Below are 15,561 nucleotides of genomic sequence, written 5' to 3'. Positions count from 1 at the left end.
CGGAACCCCCTCAGGGTGTCGGCGTCGTGGTGGACTGGATCTCGTCCTCTGCAACGCTATACCAGGCGTAGAAGCGTGAGCGCCGGACGCCGCCCTTCGCATTTATAGACGATATCTGTCGACCCGTGGCGTCATAGAACAGCGACTCGAAAGCTATCGTTCCATCGCCCGAAGGATCGGCTACGTAGTGCCACGTATCCGCGAAATGCGGTCGGTATACGCGCACGGGAAAGCCGCGGTCATGCCACCGGACCCTTTCAGGGACTGCCCATCGCTGACCGGGAGGGACGCCTTCTGCGGGAGGAACCAATCGGGCTGTTTGCAGGGACCGCCCAAAGCCGTCGACGAAAGCCACCGATATCTGGATGTTGCGTGCCGGATTCATCGCGTCGTAGCAATCGGACTGGAGACTGACGGTATGGATCGGCAGACGAGGAAACGCGTCGAACACCCGCTCTGGCTCGGGTTTGTCCCGGTCCGCGCGACGCCCGTGCGCGCGAATGCATCCCTCGGCGGTGATCCACCGCGCAGCCAGCCATGTGGCGCGAAGTTCGGGAGTCCATGCCCCTGCGTTGTCGCTGAGTCGTCCCATCCATGCGTTCTCGTCGTACAGATGCGCGGTAGCGTAAACGGTCAATGTATCGCCGGGTTGGTCGATACCCTCCGCGGGCGATGCGGAAATGACTGGCCATCCGGACGAGAACGAAGAAAACCCGACTTGTATCTCGGTGTCGTTCTCCGACACTTCTGTGCCATGGAACGTCGTGGCGTAAACGCGACCGAACGGATCGAGCGCCACTTCGTGCGTATTCCTGTGGGCGTTGACGATTCGGTGAGGCTGAAGGTTGAGATAGTCGTACACCGCGGTCGTGGCGAGCTTATCGGGTCCCTCCACGCGTTCGGGAAACAGTCCAAGCCGTTCATACGTGAATGTCGTTGCCCCGACGCTTTTCGAGGTGGCAATGCTCACGGCGCGATAAAACGCATCGACGCCTGCGTAAACGGTGATATTGGTCGTCGTGCCCCATATCACCTCGCCGGGATTCAGTAGCGGCGATTGCATCGGCGTGTAACCGCCCCGGTTGAGATGGCTCTGTAGTTCCGATGAGGAAAGTACGGATTCGTATTCGGAGATGGCCCGCTCGTCGATGGCCGCCGACATGATCGATGTCGGAAGGCCATGGAAGGATGGCGATGCGGAAACGTCGCTCTCGTCGTACACCGCGTGCGTCAATGAAACGAGCTTCCGGTCCGTCGTCGCTATCGGACTATCCACGGCGACGAACCGTTCGACACAAATGTCGGCTTCGTCGAGATCGTCGCGTGCGATGGCAAGGGCATTCACGCGCACGTCGCCAGATACACCGGGCCGCCACGCATCGGGTTGGATCAGGTACCACGGATTCGCTAGTGTCTCGGATACATAGTGCATGGCCTGCTGCTCGTCGATGGACGATTTCCACCACGTGGATTCGTGTCCGTCGGCATAGGGCGGCGAGGCGATATCGCGCCGTGCGCCGGACACCGTCACGCTTTGCAGCGTGTTGCCGTATTCGTCCCGGACGAGACTGAGCGAATGCGTACGACGGGGATCGGCCGGCAATCGTTCATAGGAATAGCTCAACTGCTCCGCCTCCATGAGCAGGCAAGATCCATAGGGGTGAGTGTCGTTGGGCGCTTCGACTTGCCGCAGATGCGGACGAGCCTCGGTTACCGAATAGGGATGGACGGCGATGGCGCGATTGTCCATGCCGAAAACTTCTGTACGGCGAACGGAGCCGGCCAACGCGCGCCAGAGTTCCATCCTGTCGGTCTCGGGCAGATTGTTTCGCGGGACATCGAGCTGCGCGACCTTGTTCCACGTCGTAAACAGCGGCGGTTGAACGCCCACGGCCTTATCGTCCGACGCATAAAATCCCGTGCGTGCCGTGTCGATATCGGGATGGCCCACGTAGTACCAGCTCTTCGTAAGAATGCCGGGTGCCGAGGAATCGTTGGCATCGCGGCCATCGGGTGCGCCTTCGTCAACCAGCGTATGCATGGCGAATCCGCGAAACTGCTTCTCCTGACCGTCGTAATAACCGCCACGCCAGGTATGTGTCGTTCTCGTTGTGTGCCGCCCGATCTCGTCGTGTCGCGTCATGTGCTTCACGACATGAACAGGGAAGGGCAGATGCGACACGGGCCTCTGTCCCGCCGGGAGAGCGGCTTTTTCGTCGAGCCATTCTTGCGCGGAACTGCGGTAGGCAACGGTTGTCTCGCAGCCGCGGTTGTTATTGCACCATTCGATCAGATGCGGCTTCTTCGTCGCGAAGTCCAGTCGCCAGTGCCGGGGAACCCGCGTGCCGTCCGATCCGTGCGGCGTGGTCAGCAGCATGCTTGCGCAGCCGATACCCGCCGCATCGGCGAAGCTGATGGTCCAGGTCTCGTCGTAGTACAGCCCTTCGGGCCATGGCCATTCGACGGCCGCTTCGAACCCGTGTCCCGAACGATTCCGGAATACAAGCAAGTACTCGCTCGTGGCGTACAGCACATCCACGGGACCCGAGCCGTCGAGGTCCGCCAGAAAAATACGGGCGGGATCGAGCATACCCCGAAGATCGAGCATGCCCAGTGGCAGTGCGGTGTTGCCGAACCGTCCGTGCCCGAGATTGGGCCAGCAGACGACCGCCCCGTTGGCGCCGATGCGCAGCAGATGTTGCTGGCCGCTGCCCAGCGGATCGGCGAAAGCGACGATCGCGTTCGTACTCCCCGTGACGGGCAAGGGATCGCCAGCATGCGCCACGTTTGTTGCGGTCCCATAGCCAGCTTCGCGAAGAGACGGGTAGACGCGAACGCTTGACGGTCCGATCAGTGCGAGATCCATGAGGCCCGCGCCGGCAAGGTCGGCCCATTGGGCCTGCGAGTGCAGGAACTCTTCGGGAAACGCCCTGAACGGCGTAAAAGTGGACCAGATTCGCGTGGCATCCAGTGTGTAATAGCCACGCAGTTCGGGGTCCGCGACGAGCCAGTCGAGTTTGCCGTCGCCAGTGAGGTCGACGAGCATCCGCCGCGTCGGCATGGCATGCCTGTCCTCGCGTGCGAAACCCCGCCTTTGCTCTCGCACGCCATCTTCGCCACGAATGGCCGGTATGCGTGGTAACGGCACGGGTTGACCGTATGACACCCCGTCGGGCGTATCGGGATTGCGCCGCGGTTCGCGATACACCCAGCCCGAGTCGTCGCGGTGAAGGATGCCTGGAATGCCTTCGCCGTAAAGATCCACCAGCTGTGCGCGGACTCCGTCGTCGAGCCCGGGAAATCGCGGCAAGGACGCATAGGTCCAGCGGGTCGCATCGAAATCCGTCCACGCGAAGTCGACCGGCGGCGTTTCCCTGCGAGTGGATGCGGCGTTGCCGCGGTAAGCCATGAAACGTGCGCCCGTCAGGCGGCTCACCTGTGACGACGTATCGTATTCAAACAGCGTGCGGCGCGTCAGTACGGCGGCCGATGTCGCACTGTCCACCCGATGAAACATCAGCGCCTGTTTGCACAAGCGCAGTGTCCGGTGTTCGAAGCCGTACGAGAAATCGCAGAAGCGATCGGGTCGCGGTGTCCATGCCAGCGTGGGCTCATAGCCCGGCATGGTTTCCGGATCGTCGCCACGCTGGCCATAGTCGAAAATCAATTCGAAATAGAAGTACTTCGAGTCGGCCACGTCGGCGCCGAGCAGTCCGTAGGGAACATCGTCCCCCATTTCGTTGCCGTAGCGTACGCGGCATGGATACCGCGCGGCCCGTTTGTCGCGCAGGCTCTCTTCGGCAGGCACGCCGAAGCCGTCCTCGGCAATATAGTCGTAGATCGTGTGTTCGCCCGAAGGCGTTACCGACTCGCGCAGACGCCACTCCGCAATATGGGCCGGCATGTCCGGATCGCACAGAATGGCATCCGGATGTCCGCCGAAAAGATGCAACATACCGCTGGTTTCGTGGACGAGCCAGAATGCCGGCCCCGACGTGGCCTTCGGCGTCCATTGCTCGATAAGGTCGCACGATGACGCGACGCGTTGCCGGAAGCGGCGGACGTCGTATGTCGTGGGAAGCGAGACACTTCCATAGGTGTCGGTCACGTGGCTCTCGCCCGGAACAAGCCACTGATCGTCGGGAGCGACGAAAACGTCCTTGTCGTCGTACTTCGGAATACCGTGCGTCGTTCGGCGACGGATTGCCGGAATACCGATGGTCCAGCCCATGCCGAAGAGACCGTTGCCGAGACTCGTGCCATAGGACAGAGACAACGCCGGCGTACTAGTGCGGCAGGGCGACACGGGTAGCGGTATTCCGATCGAGACGCCGCCGGTTCCTCCGACGGAGGTCCATGTCGTGCCCACGCTGGGCATGGCACCGCCCGCTTTGGGTAGCGACGGCGCGGCAGTCAGCGGTACCGATCGGTTATTCACGATGAGACCTCACGGCGTTCTGCTGGAAGCACCGGGATGGATGGTGTAGCGCACGTGGAAAATGATGTCGGTAATGCTTAGAAGCATCGCCTTCTGCGAACGCTTCGAATCCGTTCTCGCATCCGGGAAAGTGAGGGTGAACGTTCCGGTATCAGCGATCGGAATGCCTTCGAAAGGAAGATACTTCACATCTCCCGGGTCGCTCACGAAAAGGCCGCTGTCGACCAGGCCGTGGGAGAGTTTCACCCGGTCGCAGCCGGGCGGAAGCTTTGGTGCGTATCCGCCGGTGTAGGCAAGCGATGCCCGGATGTCTTCGTACGGTCCGGTGACCGCTGGAATCGACACGCTGACCGACTTGATCGTACGCTTGCCGGTGTCGGGATAGTCCGAATCGATAGAGAGCTTCGTCAGTTCGAAGGAGACGTTGAGAGATGTGGTGTCCGGTGCTGGCGTGACCGTCACGATGCCTGATGTGCCAGTCGACCCAATGAGGCCCGCGGAAATCAGCGCGGCCAGCGATGTGGCCCCTTCCGTCCCGCCGTCGAGCGACACCGTCCGTTCGACCTCCTGCTGTCGCAGGTTCCACTCGATGTGCGCGTTCTCCAACCGCTGCAAACCCAGCATAAGCGTCTCGCCCGCCATGAGTCCCTGATACACATCGTTCCATGCACCGGTAAGCAGGAGCGGGGTCGTGTTGCCCGATTCGAACTGATAGCTCGCCTGCGCATATGCGCAGAGCCCCGCCGCGGCGTCGTAAAGTTGGTAGTACAGCGTCGCCATGCGGCTGCCAAGCCAGCGGAACAGCGTTTCTCCGGTGAAGCGTGTGCTGAGCGTATCGAGTACCGCTTGGGCGAAACCCAGCTCCATATCGTTTTGATCGGCCTGCCGGCCTGCCATGGCGATCTGCGAGCGTAATGCGTCGAGTTGCGCATCGAGCTGCGCGATTTCCGAGGTGGCCTGGTCGCGTTGCAGTCGCCAATCCTCGCGACGACGGCGATAGATTTCGGACGTATCGAGTTGAGTGGCTTCGCTGTCCTTAATCTGGGCCGCCAGCTCGAAGCCTTGTCCTGTTGCCCGAACGATCGCGCCCCAGTTCATGCCGCCCACGCCACAGGCCATGCCGGCGATGAACGAGTTAGGGGCCATATCCAGCGCTGCACCGGCCAACGTCGTAACGCCTGCGCGGGTGCGCCATTCCGACGACTCCGAGCGCAAATCCATCACACGCTGTTCGTTGCGCGAGATGTGTTCGTCGTAGAGTGCGGCATAATGACGCTGTCGCGCTTGCGCGGAAGCGCGGGTTTCCGTCGTTGCGCGTTCGCTGTGCGTCAGCATGTCGATATTGTGCTGTTGTACTTCGCGCGTGATGTTGAGAAGCGCGGTCTGATGGGTCTGTTGAAGGACGCTCAGCGCGTCGGCATCGCGTCGTTCAAGAATGCCCTGCAGCGTGGTGCCGAACTGTATCAGCTGTTGCACAGCGTTCCGTGCGCGTTCCAGCATCAAAGGGAAACGCATGGACTGCAGAAGGCTACCGCCGCTTCCCGCGCCGCCCGAATTGTCGCCGGCCAGTCGGCGGTTTTGCAGTTCGCGTGGCGATACCGGTGTTTCGTAGAGCGGCAGCATCAACGGCAACCCGTCGAGCGATAAGTTGTTGCGCAGGTTGTATAGCCGTAGCTCGAAACGATCCCACCAAGTCAGGACGGCATCGTCGACCGGCGGCAGGAACGGGCTGTTCGTCATGGGGATCTCAGCCGGGTTTCCCGAGACGAATACGAGATCGTGCGCTCGGGTGTCGGTGTCCAGCACGGCAAGCGCGGCATTGCCTGTCGCGGCCGCATCGCCCAATAACGGATTCGTCCAGAACTCGCCGAGTTCGACATGAAAATAGGGCCGCGGACCGAGAAGCTGCAACGCATGCATGTACCACATCTTTGCCTCGGTCAGCGTGTCGCGGGTCTGCTGGCGATAGGCCATGTCGCCGCGTTCCTGAAGCATGCTAAGCCAGCGCAGATACACCGCGAGCTTGTAATGCATCGGGTCGTTCGCGGCCACGATGTCCGGGTCGTCGGTAATGACACCCAGCTCGGGTCCCCATGCGGCGTCTCGCTGAAGCGGGACGACATTCCAGTAACGGGGTTTGCCATCGACCATCTCGGGCTGGCCAAGGACGTTGACATAGCCGGAGGGTGAAAAGATGAAGCGCATCCATCGTTCGGCTTCATCGAAACGTTGCTCGGCCAGCAGGCGACAGGCAATCAGCCAGGGCACGTGGAAGAACAGCTCCAGCATGTAGAGGCCGTTTGCTCCGGTGAACCTGATCGGCGAATCGTACGGCGGCGAAGCAAATAGGGGCTCGATCCCCTCCCTTTGCGTGCTATAGCTGAGCAGTGCGTCGACAGACGCACCGATGCGGCGTTCGAAGAGAGGGCCGGCAAGCGAGGTAAGTGTCGCAACGTAAACTCCATTGACATCCAGGCTTTGAACTCCATAGTTGTCAAGGATTCTGCACGGCGAGCTGTTTGACTCGGTCAAGCCTCCGGAAACGATAATTCTCGGAACTACGTCGTAGACTGCGAAGCCATTAGAACCACTTCCCTCAATACGATAGCGAAGCTGGATATTTTTCGCTCCGATATCGGCGGGTGTACCCACGAATGCGGCCGTCCACGGGTAGTCACCGGCAGGAGCAGTGATGGTGGCGATCTCGGTGGGATTTCCATTTTTTGCATCTGCAAAGACGGAAAATTTGAAGCCACTTACTTGTGAGTAATAACTCATTGTGAAATTGAAGTCAGTCTTTCCGCTGCCTTTTTCGACAAGACTAAGGTGGTGCACGGTAAGTCGTGTCGGAAACGAAAAATTTTCGTCCGTAGGCACGATGGTAAGATCGCCTACGGTGTAAACAAGACTGCGTCGCATGGATTTGCCATAACTCACGTTATATGGGCCAAGATCTGTCCCAGTGGCTACCCACGTAATTTCATCGATCTCATACGCTTTGGTCCATGCCTCGGGCCCATTGACCAGCACGGTCAATCGGGGGTGCGCATCCGTTCTTAAGACGGGGGCAACATAGATATCTCTTACGCTGCCCAGGTCGTACGTAAATTCGTTGCGCCGCACACGCCAGTGTCCACCCGAGCCAAGCCGAGCGACGTTGAGTTCAAGCCGGTACTGCGGATTGGGAGCCAGGTTCGGACTGGTGCCGGTGGTTTTCATTTCGTCCATGACGCGCGCGAGCCATATAACGTAGAGCCTCTCCTTGAACAGGACGATATTGGGGTCGCCAGCAAGGTCCGCGACGGGAGGAATGCCGGCATCTACCGGCATCCATTGCCCCCACACGCCTGTATTTAGGGTGCCGACAACGACAACACCTTCGGCCCGTCGCCAGTAATAACGTGGCGTTTCATCGTTGTTACGCGCAAGGAAAAGCATCGGCGATGTCGCCGGATCGGCTTCTTCCATAAAGCCGTTGACCACCGTCATCTCGAAGATGTCGCCCAGTTCGCCGACATAGGTCGCGATGGCCGCCTCGGCACGCTCCTCGGTCAGCCTTCCTTCGTTGATCGACTGTTCTAGGTTGAGGAAGGGCGTGGTCTTCCCATAGCGAAGCTCCGGATCGAGATAGCTTGCCGGGTAGCGTAAAAGCCGCTGCAGGCCGGCCCATGTACCATAGCGTTTGTAGTATGCGTCCCAGTAGGAATAGAACGTGTTGGTACCGGAAAGCTGTTCGAGAACGGCTGCATCGACGCCGGGTTCCAAGCCTTCGCGACACCGGTGCAGATAGAGCTGAACACTCGAAATTGCTTCGGCGATGCGACTTGTTCTGACTTTGCCCGAGACCATGGCGTCGAGAAGCAAGTACTCGTAAAGATCGTTGGTCGTGCGCAGTGTGCCAACGGCCAAACCCGTGGGCGCGTAACGAATGTAGTAGGCGACCAGCGCATCCCGTTCGCGTTCGTCGAGCGTCTGGTTCAGCGTGACGTTCATGCCATGCTCCGTGCAGGGGTGGAGTTTGCTATGGCGGACAACGAATGCGCCGCAGCGAGTACCCTGGGTGCCAATTTGGTACGTAGCGCCGCCGCTGCGGTGCTCGTGGCGGCGCGCAGTTTCTTCAGATCGTTGACGTCGCCGGGCGCGAGGTGAAGATGCTGCACTTCGTCCATCCAGACGACGAGCTGGTAATGCTGGACAAACGACGTGGGATAGACGTCCTTGCCGAACAGGCATTCCATGGCCTGTTGTGTCGTCGTCGGGTCCCAGTCGTGCAACTCGCACATCTCGGCGATGCGCAGATCACCCACGGCGATGGCATCTGTGCTTGCGCGAATCAGATAGCGCCGGGCTTCGGCTTGCTTCTCCCCGGCGAAGCGTTCGATCCATGCGACGTAGCGGGAAAGCCAGAGCAGGAGTTCCAGCGTGGGTAATCGCGATATTTTGCCAAGGAGAGGAGATGTCTCGGAGCTGGGTGCGGCCGGCATAAGAAGATCGACATCCTGTTCCGTCAGAACGGACCAATGGCATATCAGGGTGAACTGATTGAGCATCTGACAGTAGACGATCGTCTTTTCCTCTAGCTCAAGATTGCCCATGTCGACAGGTATTGCGATTCCCTTGATGGCGGCCCAGAACGCCAGGATGTCGAAACCTTTCATGGCCGGATTCATTGTCTCTATCACGCTGTCCATCCACGTGACCGTGGCAGTCATCACGGTATGCTTCAGGCCGAACTGGCTTGCCAGGTGGCGGCATAACTGATCGACGATCGTCGCGTCGTCGGTGGCGTTGACCGCGTCGCGTGCATTCTTCACGAATGACAGCAATTCTTCGGTGGCGGTGGTTCGATAGGTGCGCGTCGTCATGAATTCGAGCGTGGCGACGTTGAGCTTTCGTGTGTCCTTCTGTTCCGCCATCCAGTCGACGATGTGTTGCGTACGCTCGATAATGGCGGGAATGCGCACAGGCAAGTCTAACTTTCCCGCAACCTGATTCACGATGGACATGGGCCCAGCGGTGCCACCGTCGACGGCATCCATGCGAGTCCAGAGCGCGAGGCCTTCGTCGGGTGTAAGCCCGAACACGCGCGGTATTTCCACCAGACGATAGAACGCGGCGATAACCTCCGGTACCAGGAAAAGTGTCGCCGGCGTGCCTTCTTCCGGGGGTGGGCTTACCTGGACCTTCGCAATCAACGTGGCGAGGTGGCATAAAAGACGGTCGTCGATACGAAGGCCGCCGCATAGGCGTGCGCGGATACCGTCAGGACTATCAATATACGGATCAAATGTAATCTCGTTTTCAGGGAACGGACCGGTTCCGAAAACCTGTTCGACGAAGGAGGACTGATCGGGCCGGCGATTGGGATTGAGAATACCGATAAAGGCGCCATACACATTGACCGATAGACCGTAGCGATCGCGAAGTGGCATGTATGGTGCGAGCGCGGACAAGGTCGCATTCAGTTCATCGGCCGTACCTTGCCCGGCCTGCACCGTGATCCAGTCGATCTCTTCGAAGCTGAGGCCGCATGCGCGCCACAGGCGGAGCATGCGTTGAATGCGGTCGAAGGTCCGATTGTCTGTATTGACAAGTTTGCCATCCTCCGTCGGAGGTTTGCCAATATAAATTCCGATAGGTGGCAAGGTATTTCCTTCCCATCCGTTGATATATATAGATCCATAGAGGCGTGGGCCGGCAGAAACTATTTCCGGTGGACTGGGTGCCTGGGTCTCGGATACCCAGAAACGAAAGGTGGCAAACCGGAGTGTTTCAATGGGTAACGACGGGGCGGGAAAGCTACATAGCACTGTCTTAGGTGTTTCGTTAAGGCTCATAATCTGCGCAAGGTGAACGCCCATCGATTCGCCATTAATTTCCAGGCCGACGGTCAAATAGCGAGTGCCGGCGGTCGTTGCCCACGCTTCAAAACGCGTTCCAGTATTAACTGAGCTGTATTGAATTCTAATGTTCTGAATATGGGCCCAGTTTCCGGCCAGTATGGTCTGGCCGATAAAGGGATAGATAAATGACACATCGAAGGGCGATGCCCTGTTAGTGCTATAAGAAGCAACAAGCTCATGCGCCTCCGCTTCGCTCAGCCCCGTCGACGCGGTGAGTTCACTGACATTGTTCAACGTCAATGGTGCGGTCTGACCGTAATACGATGCGAGCGTGGCGGCATCGAAGGCGGGGCTTACGAGAATCTCGTACTGCTCTGGCCCAAGGCCGAGGCGCTCTTGCTGAAGCGCTGGCATATGTCGCCCAGTCCATGTGCCAACCGGATCGAATGCCTCGCGACGGAAATCCTCCAGACGCGCCCATACTTCCGGCAGGCTGGTCCCGCTGGCGCGAATAGCCTCGCTGATGATAACGGCGTTATGGTTATAGGGCAGGGTGGATGGATAGACCTTGCCGGTGAGTGCATCCTGCGACGAGGTCGATCCCAGACCCTTCCGCAAGACTTCCAGCACAAGATCGAGCGTCGGGAGTTCTTCTGTCAGGTGTGTCTGCGTCAATGTCAGGCCCGCAAGGTCGGGGCGACGCTTGAAGAGATGGTATGCGTTATTGGACGCATGCAGCGGCAGTGCGGTCTTGTAGAGAAAGGTCAGATAGGCCGCGGGAGAAAAAAGCGATGCGACGGAATCCGGGGGGGCATAGATGTCGTCTCGCTTGGGGAACCAGTCCCCGTAATCCTGACCAAGGACACGCTTGATCCATGCCTCGTCGCTTGGTGCATCGAACTTGCGCAACGCCAACATGGCCGGTTCGCCGTGTGCGAGACGGCGGATATGAAAGCGCGTGAGGGCGGCGGCGCGTTGCGTCGCGGCGCTGTAAAGCGCGGCCACCGTGGCTTCATCTTGCAGAGCCGATCCATACTGCGCGACAAATGCCGCTCGGGTTTTGTTCGTAATGTCGAACACGGAGGCGATGCCGGTTGCTTCGAGCTGTTCGCGCAGCCGCACGAGGCCGTCGACGCTTCCGGAAGATGCCAGCCTCTGGTGCCGCTTCGACTGTCGTACCGGCCGCTGCGTCGATGTGCTGCAGAATGCCGGTCCCTGGTCCGACGGGGGTACGTTGTTTCGTGGCATGACTGTATCTCGCGTGCAACACGACACCTGCCCGCGAATACATCACGGGATGAAATGGAGCTGCGGTAGGCGAGATGGTCCGCATGCGTGTGGACCATCTCGCCTACCATTCCACTATCGGCGCGAGGGTTGAACAATATGTCGTTGGTTGTAGGGGCGACGACGCCCCGGGTACCGCGGGAATGCAACCAGGGCGAGAACGGCGATGCGCGTTCTCGCGAGCGGCTATCGCGATCAAGCTACCAGGTGGCTTCGAGTTTGCGGAACGGCTTTGCCAACACAACACCATTCGCATCGAAAGTCGTCACCGGCTTGCCATCGATGACAACGGCTGCCGGTCTTTGCCGGTTCGGCCAGAACACCCTCACGGCGGTGTTCTTGTGCAGTCCGTCGCCCAGCGTCATGCGCAGCGTTTTGTCCTGCTGCTGCGCGGTCATCGTCAGCATGCCGTACGCGGTCGGCAGCTTGCGGATATCGATGCCTTCGCCCCAGAGCCAGGCCGTCGACGCGCCGGGCAGCAGATACAGTCCGTCGTCGGCCTCGCGCATCAGCATGCCGAACAGCGCGCGGGCGTATTCGGAGCCAATCCATGTATGCGGCATGTCGCCCAGATAGCCCGGATGGCGAAGTCGCGAATGAACCACTTCCGCGAATTCCTGCCACTCCAGCGGACGACGGTCGCGCATCAGGTTGTCGAAGAGTTCGTTTGCATCCTTCGGCCGGTTGAGATGGACGTAGGTAAGGATGTTGCGCATCTCGTACGGCGTGTACGCATAAAGCGAATCGGGTTTTTCGCGCGCGCGGACATCGTCGAGATAGCGCGTGAACGTACGTTCCAGCGCATCCGCGGGCAGCAGATCCTGTTGTCCCGTGGGATCGAGGGCGATCGACACGCCGGTCGGATCGCCGTCGCCAAGATCCGCGGCGGACGGGATGAAGTCCGATCCCTTCCACGCCATGGTCGCGCGGATGGATGCGGCGACCGATTCGCGCAGCGCGGCGTACTGCCCGCGTGCCCAGGTCGCCATCTCCTTATCGCCCCATTGGTCGGCCAGCCAGATGCCGTCGTGCCAACCCTTCAATGCCCAGTAGTCGTCCCAGTAGCTATGCGTCGGGCTGGAATAACCCTCGTGGCTGATCGACGGCGCGATGATGCCGTGGAAACGCTCCGGTGCCGGGCGGTCGGACAAGTAACCGGGTACCAGCGTGCGCTCGCGCAGTTCCTGCATGAACTGCATCGCCAGTCGAACTTTCCGGTGATAGTCGCGCACGGTGGACGCGCCACCGTCGAGCCGCGCCACGTCGGCGACGAGATTGATGAATTCGCCCTGGCTGTCGTACTCGATATCCGAACCGAAGCCGGTGTTCACTGTGCCGTCCGCGTTGAGGATCGGTGAGACCAGGCCATTCGGATGCACAGCATGGTCGGCGTACCAGCGCAGATAATCGCGCGCGGCTTTCGTTTCGCCAAGGCGCAGCAGGATCGACGACGTCGCGGCGCCGTCGCGAATGAAGGACCGGTTGTAGTTGCGCGGGCCGGCCTGCATCGCCGGTCCCGTCTGGTTGATCAGCATGTACGCGCCTTGCGCGCGAAGCATGTCGACCAGCGAACGATCGGGCAGGGAAAGACCGACGCCGCCGAGACGCTTCTGCCAGTCGGCGGCCACGCGCGTCGCGATAACGTCGAAGTGTGCACCCGCATCGTTGCCTGCGCCGAGCAGCGCCGAGCGGTCGATTGCCGGCGCGTCGGGTAAACGCGTGGCCTTCGGATCGAAGGCCACGGTGCCGAGTGGCATCGCAATGACGATGTCCTTGTGTGCTCCCGGCGCCAGTTGCACGCGATAACCCAGTGCGGCGGCGGCGAGACCGTCGTCGTCGTGCGCCGTCGTGGCGGCGGGCAGCGTGCCTGCCGCCACGCTCGCCGTGATTTCGGATTCGCCATGCGCGCCGAACGGTGCGGCGCCACGGGTGTCGGCCGGTGTCAGCGACTGGAACAACAGACGACCGTTCACGCGAACGTCCGTCTGGGCGTTCCCACCTTCGATAGCGATGTCGTGGATCGGCGACGGACCGCCGTTCTGCCACGGCGGATTGACCTGCATCGGCCGCACGACGAGCGACAACGTGCCGTCGACCGGTTGCGTGCCGGTGTTCGTCAGTCGATGGCGAACCAGCGTCACCGGCTGGCCGTTCTGCTCGACGGCAAAGGATTCGCTTTGTACGGCAAGGCCCGGCTGGGCGATCCAGCCCACGGTCGGCATCGGCATCCAACCTTCGCGCAGGGCATGTTTACGATCGCTGCCATCTGCCACCGCTGTGTGGCCCGACGCTTCGCGCCACACGGCCTGCACCATCGGCGCGCCTTTGAATGCCTCGATGTCGCCGTATTCGTCGAAGATCGACTTCTGCATGCCGGCAGGCACGCCCACCACCGTCCAGTAAACCTGCTCCATATGCAGCGACGACGGGAAGAGTTCCGCATGCGCGCGTGCGGCGGCGATCTGGTATCGCTTCATCGGCGTCATGACGCGCGGTGGCGCAAGCAACGTCAGCCGCTGGACCGAAAGTGGCGCACCGTCGACCTGGCCGACGGTAAGGCGCAGCTCGGTCGCGGTCAGCGGTTCGCGCGCGGCCAGGTACGACGACGTACCAACGGCGCCGGGATCGGACGCCAGTTCGTGCCAGATGCCGGCGGTGTCGCGCGCTTCCAGTCGTGCGTCGCGGTGCGGTCCCGCCCATGCGACATCCAGACCGGCGATGGTCAGGGGGCGCGGCAACGTCACGTGCAGTTCGCGCGTGTCCTTCTGCTTTCCCTTCGCGCCAACGACTTGTGGCGAACCGGCGCTCCATAGCGCCGCCTGTGCGCCCTTGCCCGAAAGGCCGGAAATTTTCGCGGCGTCGCTCGCGGCCAGCGGCTCGAATTCGAAAACCGATACGCCCCAGTCGGCTGTGCGCGGCACGCTGGCCAGGCGCACATAACGCGCGGAAACGTCGGGGAAGAACAGGTATTCCGTCCCGCCGATGCTATCCGTCGTGGCATAGGCCTTGTGCCAGTCGCGACCGTCCGTCGACGTTTCGATGTCATACGACGCTGCGAAGCCGCTGTCCCAGTGAATGATCAGGCCGCCGACCGGCGCCACCTTGCCCAGATCCACCTGGAACCACTGTCCCGCGCTGAAGGCACCGCCCCAGCGGGTAGTCAGGTCGCCATCGATCGCGTGTTCCGGCGCAAGCGCGGGAACCTGTTGCGACGAACTGGACGCCCGCCATTGGGACCGTGCCGGGAAATCCTTGTCCGAGGCCATGGCGTGGGAGCCGATCAGGAGCGCACTCAGGAAAAGCGAGGTGCGAAGCGATGCGGGCAGGGCGCCGCGGAGACAAGGCAAGGGCATGAAACGTCCAGTCCTTAAGGGGCAAGGGGCGGATCATAGCCTCGCATGAAAACGTTTACATGCGGCGTTGCGGCAAACGGGAAGCGGGGGGTTGGGAATGGGTAGTGGGGGCGTAAATCCGGCGATCGATCGAGGGGCCGGCAGCGTCCGGCGGACGCTCGCCGGAAATGCGCCCCCACTACCCACCCCCACCCCCCGCTTTCCGTCATATGCTTGGCAAAGTTGCGCCGGCACGGCCAGGTACGGAAAGAAGATGAGCGAACCCAGCGCGGCAACGATTCTCATCGTGGATCCCGAGCCGCTGATCGTCGAGTCGATCGCCGTAGCGCTGGCGGCCAATGGCTATCGCACGCTTCAGGCCATGAGCCGCGGCATCGCACAGCACATGGTCAACCACGATCGTATCCACGTACTGATTTCGCACGGCCATCTGCACGGCGACAGCACGCCGTTCTCGTTCGCCACCGAAGTCAGTTCGGCTCATCCGGATATGGCCATCGTGGCGGTCACCAGCGATGGGCATACGGATCACGCGTTCATTCCCGAACGCGCGCGCATTCTGCGCAAACCGTTCGACGTTTCCGATCTGTTGAATGCGATCGCCGACGCGCAGGCTTTGGCACGAGCCGCGTCGTCGTAA

General features: G+C 60.9%; 5 protein-coding genes. 1 reads left to right on the top strand and 4 read right to left on the bottom strand.

The features are described from left to right. Positions 1-10: 10 nt before the first annotated feature. From AC3IR3_RS20015 to AC3IR3_RS20000, 4 genes are all read right to left on the bottom strand, one after another. Positions 11-4,438, bottom strand: a complete 4,428-nt coding sequence (locus AC3IR3_RS20015; RefSeq protein ID WP_489194746.1) for a SpvB/TcaC N-terminal domain-containing protein — start codon at positions 4,436-4,438, stop codon at positions 11-13. A 9-nt stretch (positions 4,439-4,447) separates the two neighbouring features. Beyond that, the gene (locus AC3IR3_RS20010; protein ID WP_489196981.1) at positions 4,448-8,431 is read right to left on the bottom strand and encodes a Tc toxin subunit A-related protein; all 3,984 of its coding nucleotides are present in this window, start codon (positions 8,429-8,431) and stop codon (positions 4,448-4,450) included. Continuing rightward, positions 8,428-11,403 (bottom strand): Tc toxin subunit A, encoded by a 2,976-nt coding sequence (locus AC3IR3_RS20005; protein ID WP_489194745.1) that lies wholly within the window; start codon positions 11,401-11,403, stop codon positions 8,428-8,430. The genes AC3IR3_RS20010 and AC3IR3_RS20005 overlap by 4 nt, the downstream gene beginning before the upstream one ends. A gap of 365 nt (positions 11,404-11,768) precedes the next feature. Then, positions 11,769-14,921, bottom strand: coding sequence for a discoidin domain-containing protein (locus tag AC3IR3_RS20000; protein ID WP_489194743.1), 3,153 nt, complete (start codon positions 14,919-14,921; stop codon positions 11,769-11,771). Positions 14,922-15,174: 253 nt separating this feature from the next. Between AC3IR3_RS20000 and AC3IR3_RS19995 the strand changes: the two genes are divergently transcribed. After that, a complete protein-coding gene (locus AC3IR3_RS19995; protein WP_489194741.1) occupies positions 15,175-15,561 on the top strand; it encodes a response regulator in 387 nt (128 codons plus the stop codon).

The organism is Luteibacter sp. GL_149 (genome assembly GCF_057834065.1).
Note: the sequence above shows the minus strand (reverse complement) of the source record. Positions and strands in the feature narration are given on the sequence as shown.

Excerpts from the sequence above, each read along its gene's own strand:
- AC3IR3_RS19995 (WP_489194741.1), top strand. The coding sequence starts at position 15,175 with ATGAGCGAACCCAGCGCGGCAACGATTCTCATCGTGGATCCCGAGCCG.
- AC3IR3_RS20010 (WP_489196981.1), bottom strand. The coding sequence starts at position 8,431 with ATGAACGTCACGCTGAACCAGACGCTCGACGAACGCGAACGGGATGCG.
- AC3IR3_RS20000 (WP_489194743.1), bottom strand. The coding sequence starts at position 14,921 with ATGCCCTTGCCTTGTCTCCGCGGCGCCCTGCCCGCATCGCTTCGCACC.